This is a genomic window from Curtobacterium sp. PsM8 (genome assembly GCF_030433875.1).
GTDB lineage: Bacteria > Actinomycetota > Actinomycetes > Actinomycetales > Microbacteriaceae > Curtobacterium.
In genome coordinates, this window is record NZ_JARUXD010000017.1 from 24,254 (window position 1) to 40,787 (window position 16,534).

18 protein-coding genes are annotated in these 16,534 nt (G+C 71.4%); 11 read left to right on the forward strand and 7 right to left on the reverse strand.

The window, feature by feature from the left end; all coding sequences use genetic code 11:
• Nucleotides 1–67 precede the first annotated feature (67 nt).
• On the reverse strand, nucleotides 68–1,120 hold the full coding sequence (locus QCD68_RS05970) for a M4 family metallopeptidase (protein ID WP_301222383.1): 1,053 nt from the start codon (nucleotides 1,118–1,120) through the stop codon (nucleotides 68–70).
• A gap of 67 nt (nucleotides 1,121–1,187) precedes the next feature.
• Nucleotides 1,188–2,210 (reverse strand): glycoside hydrolase family 6 protein, encoded by a 1,023-nt coding sequence (locus QCD68_RS05975; protein WP_290156608.1) that lies wholly within the window; start codon nucleotides 2,208–2,210, stop codon nucleotides 1,188–1,190.
• Between the two features lie 120 nt (nucleotides 2,211–2,330).
• Between QCD68_RS05975 and QCD68_RS05980 the strand changes: the two genes are divergently transcribed.
• From QCD68_RS05980 to QCD68_RS05990, 3 genes are all read left to right on the forward strand, one after another.
• Entirely contained in the window at nucleotides 2,331–2,783 is a 453-nt protein-coding gene (locus QCD68_RS05980; protein WP_301222384.1) for a VanZ family protein, read from the forward strand.
• Between the two features lie 146 nt (nucleotides 2,784–2,929).
• A complete protein-coding gene (gene rpsO, locus QCD68_RS05985) occupies nucleotides 2,930–3,199 on the forward strand; it encodes a 30S ribosomal protein S15 (protein WP_110823867.1) in 270 nt (89 codons plus the stop codon).
• Between the two features lie 192 nt (nucleotides 3,200–3,391).
• On the forward strand, nucleotides 3,392–4,018 hold the full coding sequence (locus tag QCD68_RS05990) for a CE1759 family FMN reductase (RefSeq protein WP_301222385.1): 627 nt from the start codon (nucleotides 3,392–3,394) through the stop codon (nucleotides 4,016–4,018).
• An 18-nt stretch (nucleotides 4,019–4,036) separates the two neighbouring features.
• Here the strand turns inward: QCD68_RS05990 and QCD68_RS05995 are convergent, their stop codons facing one another.
• Entirely contained in the window at nucleotides 4,037–5,248 is a 1,212-nt protein-coding gene (locus QCD68_RS05995; RefSeq protein WP_301222386.1) for a coiled-coil domain-containing protein, read from the reverse strand.
• Nucleotides 5,249–5,529: 281 nt separating this feature from the next.
• On the opposite strand from QCD68_RS05995, the gene QCD68_RS06000 reads away from it, so the two are divergent.
• Nucleotides 5,530–7,818: a polyribonucleotide nucleotidyltransferase gene (locus QCD68_RS06000; RefSeq protein ID WP_301222387.1), complete on the forward strand. Its 2,289-nt coding sequence runs from the start codon at nucleotides 5,530–5,532 to the stop codon at nucleotides 7,816–7,818.
• Between the two features lie 63 nt (nucleotides 7,819–7,881).
• On the opposite strand, the gene QCD68_RS06005 is transcribed toward QCD68_RS06000, so the two are convergent.
• Together QCD68_RS06005 and QCD68_RS06010 are read right to left on the reverse strand one after the other, a co-directional pair.
• Nucleotides 7,882–8,409 (reverse strand): YbhB/YbcL family Raf kinase inhibitor-like protein, encoded by a 528-nt coding sequence (locus QCD68_RS06005; protein ID WP_301222388.1) that lies wholly within the window; start codon nucleotides 8,407–8,409, stop codon nucleotides 7,882–7,884.
• Between the two features lie 70 nt (nucleotides 8,410–8,479).
• On the reverse strand, nucleotides 8,480–9,151 hold the full coding sequence (locus tag QCD68_RS06010; protein WP_221850565.1) for a TetR/AcrR family transcriptional regulator: 672 nt from the start codon (nucleotides 9,149–9,151) through the stop codon (nucleotides 8,480–8,482).
• Nucleotides 9,152–9,399: 248 nt separating this feature from the next.
• Between QCD68_RS06010 and QCD68_RS06015 the strand changes: the two genes are divergently transcribed.
• Together QCD68_RS06015 and QCD68_RS06020 are read left to right on the forward strand one after the other, a co-directional pair.
• A complete protein-coding gene (locus QCD68_RS06015) occupies nucleotides 9,400–10,734 on the forward strand; it encodes a M16 family metallopeptidase (RefSeq protein WP_301222389.1) in 1,335 nt (444 codons plus the stop codon).
• Between the two features lie 8 nt (nucleotides 10,735–10,742).
• Nucleotides 10,743–11,345, forward strand: a complete 603-nt coding sequence (locus tag QCD68_RS06020; protein ID WP_111075506.1) for a histidine phosphatase family protein — start codon at nucleotides 10,743–10,745, stop codon at nucleotides 11,343–11,345.
• 86 nt (nucleotides 11,346–11,431) lie between these two features.
• On the opposite strand, the gene QCD68_RS06025 is transcribed toward QCD68_RS06020, so the two are convergent.
• A complete protein-coding gene (locus tag QCD68_RS06025) occupies nucleotides 11,432–11,923 on the reverse strand; it encodes a GNAT family N-acetyltransferase (RefSeq protein ID WP_301222390.1) in 492 nt (163 codons plus the stop codon).
• Nucleotides 11,924–11,945: 22 nt separating this feature from the next.
• Between QCD68_RS06025 and QCD68_RS06030 the strand changes: the two genes are divergently transcribed.
• Nucleotides 11,946–12,692 carry a 4-hydroxy-tetrahydrodipicolinate reductase gene (locus QCD68_RS06030; RefSeq protein WP_301222391.1) on the forward strand — a complete coding sequence of 249 codons (747 nt, stop codon included), beginning with the start codon at nucleotides 11,946–11,948 and terminating at the stop codon, nucleotides 12,690–12,692.
• Between the two features lie 8 nt (nucleotides 12,693–12,700).
• Nucleotides 12,701–13,147 (forward strand): tetratricopeptide repeat protein, encoded by a 447-nt coding sequence (locus tag QCD68_RS06035; RefSeq protein WP_441005171.1) that lies wholly within the window; start codon nucleotides 12,701–12,703, stop codon nucleotides 13,145–13,147.
• A gap of 54 nt (nucleotides 13,148–13,201) precedes the next feature.
• Here QCD68_RS06035 and QCD68_RS06040 read toward each other — a convergent pair whose 3' ends face one another.
• On the reverse strand, nucleotides 13,202–14,104 hold the full coding sequence (locus QCD68_RS06040) for a TIGR01777 family oxidoreductase (protein WP_301222392.1): 903 nt from the start codon (nucleotides 14,102–14,104) through the stop codon (nucleotides 13,202–13,204).
• 62 nt (nucleotides 14,105–14,166) lie between these two features.
• On the opposite strand from QCD68_RS06040, the gene QCD68_RS06045 reads away from it, so the two are divergent.
• From QCD68_RS06045 to dapA, 3 genes are read left to right on the forward strand one after another with little or no spacing between them, the layout of a single operon-like run.
• On the forward strand, nucleotides 14,167–14,970 hold the full coding sequence (locus tag QCD68_RS06045; RefSeq protein WP_301222393.1) for a thymidylate synthase: 804 nt from the start codon (nucleotides 14,167–14,169) through the stop codon (nucleotides 14,968–14,970).
• Nucleotides 14,970–15,485 (forward strand): dihydrofolate reductase, encoded by a 516-nt coding sequence (locus tag QCD68_RS06050; RefSeq protein WP_301222394.1) that lies wholly within the window; start codon nucleotides 14,970–14,972, stop codon nucleotides 15,483–15,485. Before QCD68_RS06045 ends, QCD68_RS06050 begins: the two co-directional genes overlap by 1 nt.
• A 51-nt stretch (nucleotides 15,486–15,536) precedes the next feature.
• Complete coding sequence (dapA, locus tag QCD68_RS06055) at nucleotides 15,537–16,514, forward strand: 4-hydroxy-tetrahydrodipicolinate synthase (RefSeq protein WP_301222395.1); 978 nt, start codon at nucleotides 15,537–15,539, stop codon at nucleotides 16,512–16,514.
• Nucleotides 16,515–16,534 lie beyond the last annotated feature (20 nt).

Below are 16,534 nucleotides of genomic sequence, written 5' to 3' on the forward strand. Positions count from 1 at the left end.
CGACCCCGAGCCCGGACCCGAACCCGAATCCGAACCCGAACCCGGAACCGGCCGCACCCGCAGGGCGTCAGGACAGCACGCCCACCGCACGCCAGGCCTCGGTCACGGCGGTGTGCTCGGCGGACTCCGCCCCGAACCGCGTCGCCGCCGCCTGGACCGTGACGGCCGCGAACCCGGCGAAGTCGATCGACGCGGACACCTCGGCCGAGGTCAGGGCGTCCCACCAGACCTGCCCGGCACCGACCCACGCCGGCCCGCCGATCGCGGTCGCCGCGAGGAAGAACGCGTGGTTCGGGATGCCCGAGTTCAGGTGCACCCCGCCCTGGTCCTCGGCGGTCTCGACGTAGTCCGCCATGGTCGCCGGCTGTGGGTCCTTCCCGAGCACCGGGTCGTCGTAGGCGGTGCCGGGAGCGCCCATCGAGCGGAGGGCGACTCCGTGCACGGCATCCGTGAACAGCCCCTCGCCGATCAGCCACGTGGCCTGCTCGGCGGTCTGTCCGGCCGCGTACTGGGCGACGAGCGAGCCGAAGACGTCACTCATCGACTCGTTCAGCGCCCCGGACTGCCCCTGGTAGACCAGGTCGGCGGTGTACTGCGTGACTCCGTGGGCCAGCTCGTGCCCGATCACGTCGACCGCGATCGTGAAGCGCCGGAAGACCTCGCCGTCCCCGTCGCCGAACACCATCCGCTGCCCGTCCCAGTAGGCGTTGTCGTACTCCTGGCCGTAGTGCACGGTGGCGTCGAGGGGCAGTCCGGCGCCGTCGATGGACACCCGTCCGAAGACGTCGAGCCAGAACGCGTGCGTCGCGCCCAGGCCCGCGTACGCCTCGTCGGTGGCGGCGTCCCCGGTGTCGCCGTCGCCCTCGCGTCGGACGACCGTGCCCGGCAGGGTCGTCGTGCCGGCCGCGGTGGCGATCGTCCGCTGTGGCGAGGTGTCCGGCGTGCCCACGCTCCGGGGTGCGCGCAGCCCGGTCGCCCGCTTCGGCTCCTGCACGAGGTCCATCGAGGCGAGGGCGGTCCGCGCGGCCGAGGCGGCACGGGGGAAGCGGTCCTCGGGTGCCGCCGCGACGGCGCGCAGGAGGTACGGCGGGACGACGGAACGCAGGCGACGGCTGGTCATGGCGACATGCAACCACCGGCGGCCGACAGGCGGACCGGTGTCGGGCCTCCCGGCCGTGGTGCGCGCGTCAGTCGCGCTTGCGGTTCTCGACCAGGGCGAGCGCGTACGACTCCCACCACTGCCCGGCGGCCGGTCCGCCGTTGCAGCTGCCGTCGCTGAGGCCGGGCGTCTTCACCCAGAGCAACGCGTCGAGCCGGGTCGTGCCGAGCGTGACGTGGGGGAGCTGTCCGAGCCCGGCGCCCTCGGGGTTGCACCAGTCCCCGCGCCAGCCCTGACCGTTCCGCGAGACGTCGATGACGAAGTGCGGGTCACCGCCGATCGCGTCGGCGAGTTCGTCGGCGTAGGCGCGCTCCTGGTCGACGCGGTAGAAGTTCGACACGTTCGTGGCGAAGCCCTGCACCCGGTCGACGCCCGCGCGCCGCAGCCAGTCGGCCATCGTCCGGACCGGTACCCGGTTCTCGTTGCCGCCGTCCAGGTACACGGTCAGCCCGTGCCCGGTGAGCGCCGTCACGGCCTTGCGGAGCAGCGGCAGCCGCGTGTCCCGCAGTCGCTCGCAGACCGCGATCTGCGCGATCGAGTCCGGCTCGACCAGGACGACGGCGTGCGAGCCGGCGAGGGCGCGGACGACCGCGCGGACCCACGGCAGGTAGGCGTCCTCGGCGGTGCCGCCGCTCGACCAGTGTCCGCAGTCGCGGTCGGGGATCGCGTAGAGCACGAACACCGGGGTCGCGCGCTGCTCGCGCGCCGACGCCAGGACACGCTGCACGGTCGCGACCGTCTCCGGCACGGACGGGTTCGTCAGCCAGGTGGCGACCGGCTGGTCCGCGATCACGGCGAGGCGGTCCGCGGTGGAGGCCCGACCCGCCTTCCGCGCGGCCGTCTCGTGCCAGCGTGCCTGGTTCGCGGTCGACGGCTGGCGCGCGAGGCCGCCGGGCCACGCTTGGGCAACGCTCTTGCGGTGGGCGACCGGGCGGTCAGCGCCGTGCGGCAGCACCACGCTCACCGCCACGACGACGGCCACGACGAGCGCGCCGACGATCCCGATCCACACCCACTGACGCGTGGACGATGCGCGTTCCGGTCTCGGCATCGGCCGTTCCTCCCTGTTGCGCGACGCCCCCGACCCGCGTCCGCTGCTGCCGTCATGTTCCCATCCCATCGTCATGCGATGCCAGGGCGCTGCACAGCAGGCGTGCCCCAGACTGACCTGATGTTGCGGAAACTGCTCCTCCTGGCCCTGACCGGCGGCTACGCCTGGGTGATCTACCGGATGACGCTGACCCCGCACGTGTTCACGTCGGCCGAGAACTCGCTGGTCCTGCACGCCATCGCCTGGGTGCAGCACCTGCCGCACGGTGCCTGGTTCACGTACGACCGCACCGAGTTCCTGGCGAACGTCGCGATGTTCGTCCCGGTCGGGGTGATCGCCGCGCTGTGGTTGCCCCGACGCTGGTGGATCCTCGGCGCCCTGGTGGCGGTCGGGCTGTCGGTCGGGATCGAGTTCGCGCAGGCCGAGTACCTGCCGGCCCGGGTGGCCGACCCCCGCGACGTGCTGTCGAACGGCATGGGCGGCCTGCTCGGGGCGACGCTCGTCGGGTTCGTGCGGAGCATGCTGCCCGAGCGTCGACGCCGTCGCCGGCCGCTGCGGGCACGGACGGTCTGAGCGACCGCGCCCCGTCGGCGCGTCCCTGCTCTGGTATGCTCGTTCGGTTGCCGTCGAACGGCCGCGGATCAAGAGCGCTCACACATCAGGTGTGGGCACCGCGCAACGGACAGAGCTCTCACGCAGAGCAGGAAAGGGGATCCTCCATGGCACTTGACGCGAAGATCAAGCAGGAGATCATCGAAGAGTACGCGACCCACCCGGGCGACACCGGATCCCCCGAGGTCCAGGTCGCCGTTCTGACGCGTCGTATCAACGACCTGAACGAGCACCTCAAGGAGCACAAGCACGACCACCACTCGCGTCGTGGTCTGCTCCTCATGGTCGGTCAGCGCCGCCGTCTCCTCGGGTACCTCTCCGACGTCGACATCGCCCGCTACCGCGCGCTCATCGAGCGTCTCGGCCTGCGCCGCTAGTCACAGCCGGAGCACTGCCACCGCGCAGTCCTGCTGATCGGAAGCCCCGTTCCTCCTGGCGAGGGACGGGGCTTCTGTCGTCCCCGGGCCCGGGCCCGGGCCGTTCCCAGCGCATCCGTCGCGGGAATGCGTGTGTGGCGTCGACGGTTCCTGCTACTGTTCATGCAAACGCATCGAAAGTCGGGAGTCTCCATGACCACCATCGCCGTCGTCTCCGCCGGTCTCTCCGAGCCCAGCTCGACCCGCCTGCTCGCCGACCGCCTCGGCGCCGCGACCCTCGAGGCCCTGTCGGCCGACAGCGCCGTCGCCGGGGACCGGGTGGAAGTCCGGAACGTGGACCTCCGCCCGCTGGCGCACGAGATCACCGACGCCATGCTCACGCGCTTCGCCGCCCCGGCCCTGACCACCGCGATGGCGACGGTCGTCGAGGCGGACGCCGTCGTCTTCGTCACCCCGGTCTTCACCGCCGGCATGAGCGGCCTGGCGAAGTCCTTCCTCGACGTCCTCGACAAGGACGCCCTCACCGACATGCCCGTGCTGCTCGGTGCGACCGGTGGCACCGCACGCCACTCGCTCGCCCTCGAGCACGGCATCCGTCCGGTCTTCGCCTACCTGCGCGCCGCGGTCGTCCCCACCGGGGTCTTCGCCGCGACCGACGACTGGGGGAGCGACGACGCGGGCACGCTCGACGCGCGCATCCGCCGGGCCGGAGCCGACCTGGCGTGGATGATGCGGGCCTCCCGTCGGCAGCCGCAGCCGGCGGACGCCCTGCCGGAGGTCGTGGACTTCGCGTCCCTCCTCGGTGGGGCGCAGCGCTAGCCGCAGCCCTGCCGCCACTCAGTACCAGTGCGGGTTGACGCTCATCTCGTGGTTCCAGGCGCCGCACGGCGTCCCGTAACTGCTCTTGATGTAGGCAAGACCCCAGTTCACCTGGGTCTGCGCGTTCGTCCGCCAGTCCGCTCCGGCGGCGGCGAGCTTCGACGCCGGCAGTGCCTGCGGGATCCCGTAGGCACCACTCGACGCGTTCAGGGCGTTCGCGCGCCAGCCGGACTCCTGCGTCCACAGGGACACCAGGCAGCCGAACTGGTCGTCGCCCCAGCCGTAGCTGCCGAGGACGCTCCGTGCGTAGGCCTGCGCGGCGGCCGGGTCGACCGCGACGCCGTCCGTGCTGGGGTAGTCGTTGCCCGATGACGCCCCGCCCGACGGGGTGGGTGCCGCCGCTGCTGCCGCCGCGGCCTGGGCGGCTGCCTGCGCCGCTGCCGCCTGCGCCGCGGCCTGCGCGGCGACCGCCTGTCCGACTTCGTAGCGACGCTGCGTCTCGGCGGTCGAGTCCCGGAGTGTCGCTAGCTGCTGGTAGAGCTCGTCGCTGTGCGACTCGGTCGACGCGACCGCGGCATCCGCACGCTGCTGGGCGACCTTCGCGGTCGCCGCCTTCGCCTCGGCCGCGGCCGCGAGCGAGGCGCGCTCGTCCTCGGCCCGAGCAGCCTGGTCGTGCAGCGAGGACGCCGTCTTCGCCGACACCGAGGCGTCGTCGAGCACGCCGGCCCACGTCGTGGACAGCTGGTCGAGTGCGCCGAGCTGGTAGAGCAGCGCATCCGGGTTGCCGGCGGTCGCGATCCGCGTCGTCATCTGGTCGGTCGAGCCGTCGCGGTACAGGTCCGCGGCCAGCCGCCCGGCCCGGGTCTGCGCACGCTTCGCGGTCTCCGCCGCCTGGTCCGCGTGGGCCTGGAGGCTCGTGGCCGTCTGGGTGGCCTGGGCCAGGTCCGCCTCGGCCTGCGTCGCCTCCGCGGAGCGATCGAGGGCGACCTGCGACTTCGCGGCGGCATCGGCCTGCACCGACTTCAGGGCTGCCTGGACCCTCGTGACCTCGGTCTGCTTGGCCTGCTCGTTCCCCTTCGCGCGCTGCACGTCCTGCCACGTCGGGTAGTCCGTGGCGGAGGCCGGCGCAGCACCGACCACCGGGACGACCAGGGCGCCGACGAGCACGGTGACGGCGAAGAGGACGTGTCGCCCGTGCGGCCGACGGACGAAGGTGGGATTCCGAGGCATGCCAGCAGGCTAGGTGAGGACACGCCCGTTCTCCTGGAGCACCGCCGCTCGTCCACCACGGAATGCTAAGGTCGGCTGGTCTGGGGACCGTTCCCCGAGACGAACCATGACATCGCACGCAGACCGGCACGAAGCTGGTCATCGGTGGTGGCGTCCGGGCCGGTTGTCGTCCCGTGTGCTTCTACTGCTGGCCAGACATGCGTTCCGCGTCGTGGAGCGCACGTGCACGAGTGTGCCCGAGGCCTGGTCTGCTGCACGAAAAACGCAAGGAGGCATCCTCTATGGAGGGTCCCGAGATCAAGTTCGCGGAAGCGACCATCGACAACGGTCGCTTCGGCACCAGGACGGTCCGGTTCGAGACCGGTCGTCTCGCGCAGCAGGCACAGGGTGCCGTCGCCGCGTACCTCGACGAAGAGACCATGCTGCTGTCGGCCACCAGCGCCGGCAAGCACCCGCGTGAGGGCTTCGACTTCTTCCCGCTGACGGTCGACGTCGAAGAGCGCTCGTACGCCGCCGGCAAGATCCCCGGCTCGTTCTTCCGCCGCGAAGGCCGCCCCAGCACCGAGGCGATCCTCGTCTGCCGCCTGATCGACCGGCCGCTGCGCCCGTCGTTCGTCGACGGCCTCCGCAACGAGGTCCAGATCGTCATCACCGTCCTGAGCATCGCTCCGGACGAGTTCTACGACGCGCTGGCCATCAACGCCGCGTCCGCGTCCACGCAGATCTCCGGTCTGCCGTTCTCCGGCCCGATCGCCGGTGTGCGTCTCGCGCTCATCCCGGGCGCGAACGGCACCGACCAGTGGGTCGCGTTCCCGAAGGCGTCGCAGCTGGCCGAGGCCGTCTTCGACCTCACCGTCGCGGGCCGTGTCGTCACCGACGAAGCGGGCAACGAAGACGTCGCGATCATGATGGTCGAAGCCGAGGCCACCGAGCACAGCTGGGACCTCATCCAGGGCGGCGCCACCAAGCCCGACGAGTCCGTCGTCGCGCAGGGCCTCGAAGCGGCCAAGCCGTTCCTCAAGGCCCTCGTCGAGGCGCAGGCGAAGCTCGCCGCGCAGTCGGCCAAGGAGATCCAGGACTTCCCGGTCTTCCCGCCCTACGCCGACGAGGTCTACGCGGCCGTCGAGTCCCTCGCGCTCTCCGAGCTCGGTGACGTCTACAAGATCGCCGCCAAGACCGAGCGCCAGGACGCCGACGACGCGCTCAATTCGCGCGTCAAGGCCGCCATCGCCGAGCAGGTCGCCGCGGGCACGCTGCCCGAGGTCGCCAACAGCCAGGTCGGTGCCGCGTACAAGTCGGTCACGAAGAAGGTCGTCCGCGGCCGCATCCTCACCGAGCAGATCCGCATGGACGGTCGCGGCCTCGCCGACATCCGTCCGCTCGACGCCGAGGTCGCCGTGATCCCGCGCGTCCACGGTTCCGCGGTGTTCCAGCGCGGCGAGACGCAGATCCTCGGCGTCACCACGCTGAACATGCTCAAGATGGAGCAGCAGATCGACTCGCTGTCGCCCATCACGAAGAAGCGCTACCTGCACCACTACAACTTCCCGCCGTACTCGACCGGTGAGACCGGTCGCGTCGGTTCGCCGAAGCGTCGCGAGATCGGGCACGGCTTCCTCGCCGAGCGCGCCCTCGTGCCGGTGCTGCCGTCGCGCGAGGAGTTCCCGTACGCCATCCGTCAGGTCTCCGAGGCGCTCAGCTCCAACGGTTCCACCTCGATGGGTTCCGTCTGCGCCTCGACCCTGTCGCTCCTCAACGCCGGTGTGCCCCTCAAGGCCCCGGTCGCGGGCATCGCGATGGGCCTCGTCTCCGACACCGTCGACGGCCAGACCCGCTACGCGGCGCTGACCGACATCCTCGGTGCCGAGGACGCACTCGGTGACATGGACTTCAAGGTCGCCGGTACCTCCGAGTTCGTCACCGCGATCCAGCTCGACACCAAGCTCGACGGCATCCCGTCGTCCGTGCTCGACGCCGCGCTGAAGCAGGCCAAGGAAGCCCGTTCGGCCATCCTCGGCGTCCTCAACGAGGCCATCGACGGACCCGACGAGATGGCCGACACCGCCCCGCGCGTGATCTCGGTCAACATCCCGGTCGACAAGATCGGCGAGCTGATCGGCCCGAAGGGCAAGACGATCAACGGCATCCAGGACACCACTGGCGCCGACATCTCGATCGAGGACGACGGCACGGTCTACATCGGTGCCGTCGACGGCCCGTCCGCCGAGGCCGCGCGTGCGCAGGTCAACGCGATCGCGAACCCGACGAACCCGGAGATCGGGGACCAGTTCCTCGGCACGGTCGTCAAGATCGCGACGTTCGGTGCCTTCGTGTCGCTGATGCCGGGTCGTGACGGTCTGCTGCACGTCTCCGAGGTCCGCAAGCTCGCCGGTGGCAAGCGTGTGGAGAACGTCGAGGACGTCCTGGGCGTCGGCCAGAAGATCCTGGTCGAGGTCACCAAGGTGGACGACCGTGGCAAGCTCTCGCTCGCCCCGGTCGTGGCCGACGAGGTCGACACCGAGGGTCGTGACGACCACGGCACCCACACCGAGGTCCCCGCCGAAGGCTGATCACTGATCACCTGACGCCCACACCGGCCGCCGTCCTGCTGGACGGCGGCCGTTGTCGTGCGGTCAGGAGGCGGGCGTCTCCTGGATGCCGATGAGCTGCGCGCGACCGAGCAGGTGCTCGCGGAACATGAAGCCGACGACGGCCGGGGTCGCCTCGGCGGGGACCTCGAGCGTCGGGACGTCCAGCGCGCTCAGCGTGAAGACGTAGCGGTGCAGGCCGTGGCCGGCGGGCGGAGCGGCACCGAGGAAGGTGTCGGTGCCGAACTCGTTGCGGCGGCGTGTGGCGCCGGCGGGCAGCAGGGCATCGTCGGTGCCGGCGCCCTGTGGCAGCGAGCTGACCGAGGCGGGGATGTCCGACAGGGTCCAGTGCCAGAAGCCGGAGCCGGTCGGGGCGTCGGGGTCGTACACGGTGAGGACGAAGCTCTGGGTGCCCTCGGGTGCGCCGGACCACGTCAGCTCGGGGGAGCGGTCGGCGCCGCCGGCGTCAGCGCCGCGGGCCTCCTGCGGCAGCGTGCCGCCGTCGGTGAACTCGGGGCTGGTGAGGTCGAAGGTCGGGACGTCCGGCAGGTTCCAGTTGGGGTCGTTGGTCATGCTCCGAGCCAACACCCGCCGACCCGACGGAACCGGGGAACGACCCGGGGGAGTGCTCAGGCAGCTGCGCTCAGGCGGCGAGCACGCGCTCGGCCACGCGGCCGAGTGCTGCCGTCGCGGCGATCGCATCGCCCGCGTAGGCACCGCTCATCGCCCCGTCGCGCGCGAGCATGAGCTCGTCGGCGCCGTCGCCCGGCAGCGGGTGACCGGAGTCCTGCAGCAGGTCGCCGAGGCGTTCCGTGTACCAGTCGCGGTGCATGGCGACGACCTGTCGGACCGGGTCGCGGGGGTCGTGGTACTCGGCGGCGGCGTTGAGGAACGCGCAGCCGCGGAACTCGGCCTGGTTGACCTCGGCGGCCAGGGCGTCGACCCAGGCGCGGACCGCTGACTCCGGGGCGTCCGCGCCGGTGACGATCCGGTCCATGCGGGCCTGCACGCGGGCATGCTGCTCGTGCATGTAGGCGAGGATCAGGTTGTCCTTCGAGCCGTAGTGCTTGTAGAACGTCGCCTTCGTGACACTCGCCTCGGAGATGAGGCGGTCGACGCCGACGCCGCGGATGCCTTCTTCGTAGAACAGCCGGAGGGCCGTCTCGAGGATCCGGACCTTCGCGCCGCCGGAACGGGGAGCCGGGGGGACGCTCGACCCGTCCGGCGACGGAAGGTTCTGGGTGCTCGGGGCCGGTCCTTGCAGACGCTGACCCAGGAGACGCTGGACGGTCGGTTGGGGGGAATCGACCGTCACAGCGTGGCTCTCCTTGGGTCATCGGCTCCGCGGCGGAGTGGGGGGACTCGTTGCCGCGCAGGACTGATGTCCCGAGCCACCGGGTCGAGATCTAGGGGGGCTCTCGACCCGGTGACATCACTGTAGCACGAGGAGGACAGACAGACGAGTCGGTCTGTCCGCAATTCTTGTACCCCACTTCGAGTGGCGTGCCCCGCCAGCCCGTTAAACTGGGCGACGGGTGTCCGCGCTTCAGTAGAGTCATGACGATGAACCGCCCAGTGCCGCTGCCGCTCGAGGCTCCGGAAACGTCCTTCGTGACGTCCGGTGGAGCCCTCGTCCGGCGCACCGTTCTCGCCTCGGGCGTCCGTGTGCTCACCGAAGCCGTCCCGTCCGTCCACTCCACGAGCATCGGGTACTGGGTCGGTGTCGGATCGCGTGACGAACGGGCCGGACAGTTCGGCTCGACGCACTTCCTCGAGCACCTCCTCTTCAAGGGCACGACCGAGCGCAGTGCCCTCGACATCGCCGTCGCCTTCGACTCCGTCGGTGGCGAGCACAACGCCGCGACCGCCAAGGAGTACACCTGCTACTACGCCCGGGTCCGGGACACCGACGTCCCGATGGCCGTGGGCGTGATCGGTGACATGGTGACGAACTCCACGCTCGAGGACTCGGCGTTCGACATCGAGCGCGGGGTCATCCTCGAAGAGCTCGCGATGGCCGCGGACGACCCGGCCGACGTCGCGGGCGAGGCCTTCTTCGCCGCCACCTTCGACGGGCACGCCCTGGGACGCCCGATCGGCGGCACCCCGGACAGCATCCGCGAAGTCCAGCGGGACGAGGTGATGGCGCACTACGCCGAGCACTACGAGCCGAACGGCATCGTCGTGACCGCCGCCGGCGCCGTCGACCACGACGACTTCTGCGCCCTGGTCGAGGCCGTCTTCGCAGACGCATCCCCCGCAGTGCCCCTCGCCCGTCGCCAGGCGAGCCCTGCCGCCGACCCGGTCGAGTCGTCGCTGGCGGTCGTGCACCGGCCGACGGAGCAGGTCAGCATGCTGCGCGGGTCGCAGGGCCTCGACCTCCGCGACGACCGCCGTCCGGTGCTCAGCGTGCTCAACGCCGTGCTCGGTGGCGGCATGAGCTCCCGGCTCTTCCAGGAGGTGCGCGAGCGCCGCGGCCTGGCCTACGCCGTGTCCTCCTTCGCCCCGGCCTACCTCGACAACGGAGCCTTCGGCGTCTACGCGGGCTGTGCTCCGGACAACGTCGCCGGGGTCATCGACATCATCGACGGCGAGTTCCGCCGGATGGCCGACGACGGCATCACCGACGAAGAGCTCCGACGCGCGAAGGGCCAGATCGAAGGCGCGCTGACACTCTCGCTCGAGGACTCCGACGCCCGGATGACCCGCCTCGGTCGCGCCGAGCTCGGCACGGGCGAGTTCACCGACCTCGCGACCGCCCTCGAGCGGGTGGACCGCGTGACCGCCGCCGATGTGCTCGACCTGTCACGCGACCTCCTGACCCGACCGACGGTGACCGCCGTCGTCGGGGACGTCCAGCGCGAGCGCCTGGCAGCGGCGCTCGGGATCGACGGTTGAACTCCACGATGTCGCACTACCTCTACCTCGTCCGCCACGGCGAACACCAGGACGCCGAGCACGGCCTCCGCGACGGCAAGCTCTCGGAACGCGGCAAGCGTCAGGCCATGCTGATCGCCGACCGCCTGGGCGGCGTGCCCTTCGACGGCGTCTGGCACTCCCCGCTCGAGGCGCCGAGCGAGACCGCGTCCTTCCTGCAGCAGCGTCTGCCGGCGATCCAGCCCGAGCCGTCCACCCTGCTGTTCGACTGCATCCCGTCCGGCCCGACGCCCGACATGCCGCACGCCTACAAGGGCTGGTACGGCGGGATCACCGACGAGGAGATCGTCGCCGGTCAGGCACAGATGGGCGATGCCGTCGCGGAGTGGTTCACCCCCGCGATGGAGGACCGGCACGACCTCCTCATCACCCACAACGCCGTCATCGGCTGGTTCGTCCGCGAGGTCTTCCAGGCCCCCGAGTGGCGCTGGATGGGCACGAACGTGGCGCACAGCTCGCTGACGATCATCCGGATCCGCTCGGCGAAGCCCGCTGAGCTCGTCACGCTCAACGACCTCGCGCACCTGCCGGTCGAACTCCGCACCGGCCTGCCGGTGCCGCAGCCGCTCTAGGGTCAGGCCCGTCTGCGGGTCGCGATCTGCGGGTCGCGACCGGCGGGTCGGACCGGCACCGTGCCTCCCGGGAGGCCCGTGGTGCGTCAGCGGACCGGCTTGCGGTACCAGGCGGTCGCGTTCGGGTTGTCGTTGAAGGGTGGCACCCGGTCGTAGCCGCGACTGCGGTACATCGCGCCGGCCGCGACCAGCGCGTCGTTGGTGTCGAGGACGATGCTCGTCGCGCCGAGGTCCACCGCGGCCTGCTCGAGGACGTCCATCACGGCGGTCGCGACCCCGCGGCCACGCCCCTCGGGCAGGACGAAGACGTGCTTCACCTCGAAGCGGACGTCGCCGCCGTCGTCCGCGATGCGCCGGAGCCCGCCGCAACCGAGCGGTGTGTCCCCGTCGTACGCGACCACGAAGGTGCCCTTCGGCGGGGTGAGTTCGGGCGTCGGGGTGCGTTTCCGGGTGTAGGTGCCCTGCGCGCTCGGGAAGGTCGCCTCGCGCTCGTCGAGGTACCGGTCGAGCAGGACGTCGACCTCCGGAGCACCGGCGCTGACGGTACGGACGGTGACCTGGCTGCGATCGTCGGGCATGCCCCGATCCTAGGATGGGGGCATGGTCACTCCCGTCGCCGTCGTCGGCGCCTCCGGTCGGCTCGGTGCCCTCGTGGCGGCCGTCGTCGAGGAACTGCCCGACTTCGCGCTCGTCGCCCGGCTGTCGTCCGCCGACCGCGCACACGAGGCCGACGGCTCGGTGTTCGCCGGGGCGCGGATCGTCGTCGACGTGACGGTCCCGGCACTCAGCCCGGCCATCGTCGAGAACGCCCTGTCGACCGGGGCGAACGTGCTCGTCGGCACGTCCGGCTGGTCGGGGCAGCGACTCGGCACGCTCCGGACCGCGCTCGAGGCACGCCCCGACCAGGGCGCCTTCGTCGTCCCGAACTTCTCGATCGGTTCCGTCGTCGGCACCCACCTGGCCACGATCGCGGCTCCGTGGTTCCCCTCGGTCGAGATCGTCGAGAGCCACCACGCCGGCAAGATCGACTCACCGTCCGGCACCGCGGTCCGGACGGCCGAACTCATCGCCGACGCCCGTCGTGACGTCGGACCGGTCGACGCGCCGCACGTGGACCAGCGGGCCCGCGGCCAGCAGGTCGCGAGCGTGCCGATCCACTCGCTCCGACTGCCCGGCGTGAAGGCCGTGCAGGACGTCGTGCTGAGCGGCCCCGGCGAGACCCTGACGATCCGGCACGACACCGGCGACGACACCGCGTACCTGCCCGGCATCCGCGCGGCACTGCAGGCCGTCGGGTCGATGCGCGGCCTGACGGTCGGGCTCGGTTCCGTCCTCGGCATCGGCTAGGGGCGGTCGTGCGAGGCCTCCGGTCACCGCTCTGGGGCGTGCTGCTGATGACCGTCCTGCTCGTCGTCTACATCGTGCTCGTCGGACAGCGGGCGGTCGCGTTCCTGTCGACGGGGATCCCGGTCGGCATCGGGATCGGCGTCGCGCTCATCGTCATCGCCGTCATCGGCGCGGTGCTGCTCGTGCTGGAACTCCGCTTCGGCCTGCGGATCACCCGGCTCGGCACCCGACTCGAGCGCGAGGGCGGTGCGCCGGACGACGTGGTGGACGTCCGGCCCTCCGGACGCCCCGCGCGCGCGGCGGCCGACGAGCTGTTCCCCGAGTACCGGGCAGCGGTCGAGGCGGCACCCGACGACTGGCGCGTCTGGTACCGCCTCGGAGTGGTCTACGACGCAGCGGGGGACCGGAAGCGGGCCCGGGCCGCGATGCGGACGGCACTGACCCACGCGCGGTGACCCCGCCCCGGCCCCGGGTCCGGCCCCTTGGTCGACTCTCAGCGTCGCCGACGCTCAGAACGCCGCGTCGACGGCGTCCTCGGCGCGGGTGTACCGGAACGTGTAGCCGGACTCGAGCAGTTTCGTCGGCTCCATCCGCTGGTTCGACAGCAGCATCTCGTCGGCCGCGTCCTTGAGGACCGCACGGAGCGCGAACGCCGGCACCCGGAACAGGTACGGGCGGTGCAGGTCCTCGGCGACGCGCCTGGTGATCCGCTCGGCCACGGCGGGCTCGGGGCCGGCCAGGTTCACCGGACCGGAGACGTCGTCGGCGGTGGCGAGGTGCACGATCGCGCCGACCTCGTCCTCCAGCGCGATCCACGGCCAGTACTGGCCACCGGTGCCCAGTCGGCTGCCGACGCCGGCCTTCGTCAGGGGGACCAGCGGCGCGAGGGCACCGCCGCCCTGGCCGACGACGATGCCGGTGCGGAGCAAGACGACACGGACGCCCTCCGGTGCCCGCTCGGCCGCCGCTTCCCAGGCACGGCAGACGTCGGCGAGGAAGCCGGTGCCGACGGCCGCGTCGTCACCGAGCACGTCGACGGGACGGTCGCCGTAGACGCCGGACGCCGAACCGGACAGGAAGACCCGCGGCGGGGTGCTCGCGGCACGCATCGCGTCGACGAGGGTCGTCGTCGAGTCGATCCGGGAGGACCGGATCGCACGACGGTACGAGGTCGTCCAGGGCAGCTTGCCGAGGCTCGCCCCGGCCAGGTTGACGACGACGTCCGCGCCGTCCAGGACAGCCGGGTCGAGCGGCCGCTCGCCCGGGGCCCAGCGGAACTCGGTCGGGGTGCGCGGTTCCCGGCGGACCAGCGTCGAGACGTGGTGGCCGGCGTCACGGAAGGCACGGACCAGGGGCGTCCCGATGAAGCCGGATGCGCCGGCGACCAGGATCGAGAGCGGCTGTTGCGTCATGCCGCCACGGTACCCAGTCAGCTGACCGTGAGCCCGGGACCGTGTCGCTTAGGCTCGACGTCGTGACCGAGAACCCCACGCCGTACGAAGACCTGCTGCGCCGAGTGCTCGAGGAGGGGTCGCCGAAGGGCGACCGCACCGGCACCGGCACACGAAGCCTGTTCGGTGCCCAACTGCGCTACGACCTGTCGCAGGGTTTCCCGCTCATCACCACCAAGCGCGTGCACATGAAGTCGATCGCGTACGAGCTGCTGTGGTTCCTCCGCGGCGACTCGAACGTCGGCTGGCTGCAGGAGCACGGTGTCCGGATCTGGAACGAGTGGGCGGGAGAGGACGGCGACCTCGGACCGGTCTACGGCGTGCAGTGGCGCTCGTGGCCGACCCCGTCCGGCGAGCACGTCGACCAGATCGCCCAGGTGATCGAGCAGATCCGGAGCAACCCGGACTCCCGCCGGCTCATCGTCTCGGCCTGGAACGTGGCGGACATCCCGAACATGGCGCTGGCCCCGTGCCACGCGTTCTTCCAGTTCTACGTCAACGACGGCAAGCTCTCGTGCCAGCTGTACCAGCGGAGCGCGGACATGTTCCTCGGCGTCCCGTTCAACATCGCCTCGTACGCCCTGCTCACCCACATGGTCGCCGCGCAGACCGGGCTCGAGGTCGGCGACTTCATCTGGACCGGCGGCGACTGCCACGTCTACGACAACCACGTCGAGCAGGTCCGGGAGCAGCTGTCACGCACGGCGTTCCCGCTGCCGACGCTCGAGCTCGCCCCGCGCGACTCGATCGACGACTACGAGTACGAGGACATCACCGTCGTCGGCTACGAGCACCACCCGGCGATCTCGGGCAAGGTCGCGGTCTGATGGTGGACGGGGCTGGTGGTGCGGGCTCCGTCGGTCTGGTGTGGGCCCGCTCCACGGACGGCGTCATCGGCGCCGACGGCGGGATCCCGTGGCACGTCCCGGAGGACCTCGCCCACTTCCGCACCGTGACCGGCACCGGCACCGTGCTGATGGGCCGGCGGACGTGGCAGTCCCTGCCGGAGCGGTTCCGCCCGCTGCCCGGTCGCCGCAACGTGGTGCTCACCCGCGACCCGGCGTTCCACGCCGAGGGCGCCGAGGCCGTCCACGACCTCGATGCGGCGATCGGACAGGCGCAGTCGGCCGGTGGACCGGTCTGGGTGATCGGCGGTGGTGCCGTGTACCAGGACGCCCTGGCGCGTGCCGACCGCATCGCCGAGACGATCGTCGACGTCGTGGTCGCCGGTGACACCCGCGCGCCGACCATCGACGACGCGTGGGAGCTCGTCGAGGACGGCCCCTGGCAGGAGTCCCGGACCGGCACCCGCTACCGCTTCCTGGAGTGGCGCCGCCGCTGACCGTCCGGGTGGACGGACGCCGTGCGCGCTCGGCCCGGTACGCTGGTCTCCGTGTCCACGCGTGAGAATCCCTTCGGCCAGGTCCTCGTCGCGCTCGTGACCCCGTTCACCGCCGACGGCGAGGTGGACTGGCCGGGCGTCGAGCAGCACATCGACGACTGCATCACCGCGGGTGCCGACGGCATCGTGGTCACCGGCACCACCGGAGAGACCTCCACCCTCACCGACCCGGAGAAGCTCCGGCTGGTCGAGGTCGGCAAGTCCGTCGCCGCGGGCCGCGCGAAGATCATCACCGGCGGTGGCTCGAACGAGACCGCCCACGCGATCCACCTCTACAAGCAGAGCGAGCGCGCCGGCGCCGACGGCGTCATGATCGTCACGCCGTACTACAACAAGCCGACCCAGGCCGGTGTCCTCACGCACTTCCGGATGATCGCCGACGCGACCGACCTGCCGGTCATCCTGTACGACATCCCCGGCCGCACCGGCATCCCGATCACGTACGACACGATCCTCCGTGCGTCGAAGCACCCGAACATCCTCGCCGTGAAGGACGCCAAGGGCGACTTCGCCGAGGTGTCCCGCGTGCTCAACAACACCGACCTCATGTACTTCTCCGGCGACGACACGAACGTGCTCCCGCACCTGTCGATCGGCGCCACCGGGCTCATCGGCGTGACCGCGAACATCACGAGTGCCCCGTACCGCACCATCGTCGACGCCGTGAACCGCGGCGACCTGGCGACCGCGACCGCCGAGCACAAGCGCCTCGAGCCGCTCGTCCGCGCGGTCATGACCCACGTGCCCGGCACCGTGGCGGCGAAGTACGTGCTGCACGGCCTCGGGCGCATCGGCAGCCCGCGCGTCCGGCTGCCCCTCGTCGGCCCGGAGGACTCCGAGGCGTACGCCATCGAGACCTCGCTCGAAGCCGTCCGGGACGTCCCGGGCGCCGACTTCTCGAACTTCCGCCCCGACCGCAACGCCGCGGCCGGTGGCGCACTACCGAAGGTGCCAGGCACCACCCGCTAGCGAACACCGCGGCGTGCACA

What these genes read in the sequence shown, in the direction of transcription:
- QCD68_RS06050 (WP_301222394.1), top strand. Translation starts at nt 14,970, where the DNA reads ATGGTGGACGGGGCTGGTGGTGCGGGCTCCGTCGGTCTGGTGTGGGCC.
- QCD68_RS05980 (WP_301222384.1), top strand. Translation starts at nt 2,331, where the DNA reads ATGTTGCGGAAACTGCTCCTCCTGGCCCTGACCGGCGGCTACGCCTGG.
- QCD68_RS06005 (WP_301222388.1), bottom strand. Translation starts at nt 8,409, where the DNA reads ATGACCAACGACCCCAACTGGAACCTGCCGGACGTCCCGACCTTCGAC.
- QCD68_RS06015 (WP_301222389.1), top strand. Translation starts at nt 9,400, where the DNA reads ATGAACCGCCCAGTGCCGCTGCCGCTCGAGGCTCCGGAAACGTCCTTC.
- QCD68_RS06040 (WP_301222392.1), bottom strand. Translation starts at nt 14,104, where the DNA reads ATGACGCAACAGCCGCTCTCGATCCTGGTCGCCGGCGCATCCGGCTTC.
- rpsO (WP_110823867.1), top strand. Translation starts at nt 2,930, where the DNA reads ATGGCACTTGACGCGAAGATCAAGCAGGAGATCATCGAAGAGTACGCG.
- QCD68_RS06030 (WP_301222391.1), top strand. Translation starts at nt 11,946, where the DNA reads ATGGTCACTCCCGTCGCCGTCGTCGGCGCCTCCGGTCGGCTCGGTGCC.
- QCD68_RS06020 (WP_111075506.1), top strand. Translation starts at nt 10,743, where the DNA reads ATGTCGCACTACCTCTACCTCGTCCGCCACGGCGAACACCAGGACGCC.
- QCD68_RS05990 (WP_301222385.1), top strand. Translation starts at nt 3,392, where the DNA reads ATGACCACCATCGCCGTCGTCTCCGCCGGTCTCTCCGAGCCCAGCTCG.
- QCD68_RS06000 (WP_301222387.1), top strand. Translation starts at nt 5,530, where the DNA reads ATGGAGGGTCCCGAGATCAAGTTCGCGGAAGCGACCATCGACAACGGT.
- QCD68_RS05975 (WP_290156608.1), bottom strand. Translation starts at nt 2,210, where the DNA reads ATGCCGAGACCGGAACGCGCATCGTCCACGCGTCAGTGGGTGTGGATC.
- QCD68_RS06025 (WP_301222390.1), bottom strand. Translation starts at nt 11,923, where the DNA reads ATGCCCGACGATCGCAGCCAGGTCACCGTCCGTACCGTCAGCGCCGGT.
- QCD68_RS05995 (WP_301222386.1), bottom strand. Translation starts at nt 5,248, where the DNA reads ATGCCTCGGAATCCCACCTTCGTCCGTCGGCCGCACGGGCGACACGTC.
- QCD68_RS05970 (WP_301222383.1), bottom strand. Translation starts at nt 1,120, where the DNA reads ATGACCAGCCGTCGCCTGCGTTCCGTCGTCCCGCCGTACCTCCTGCGC.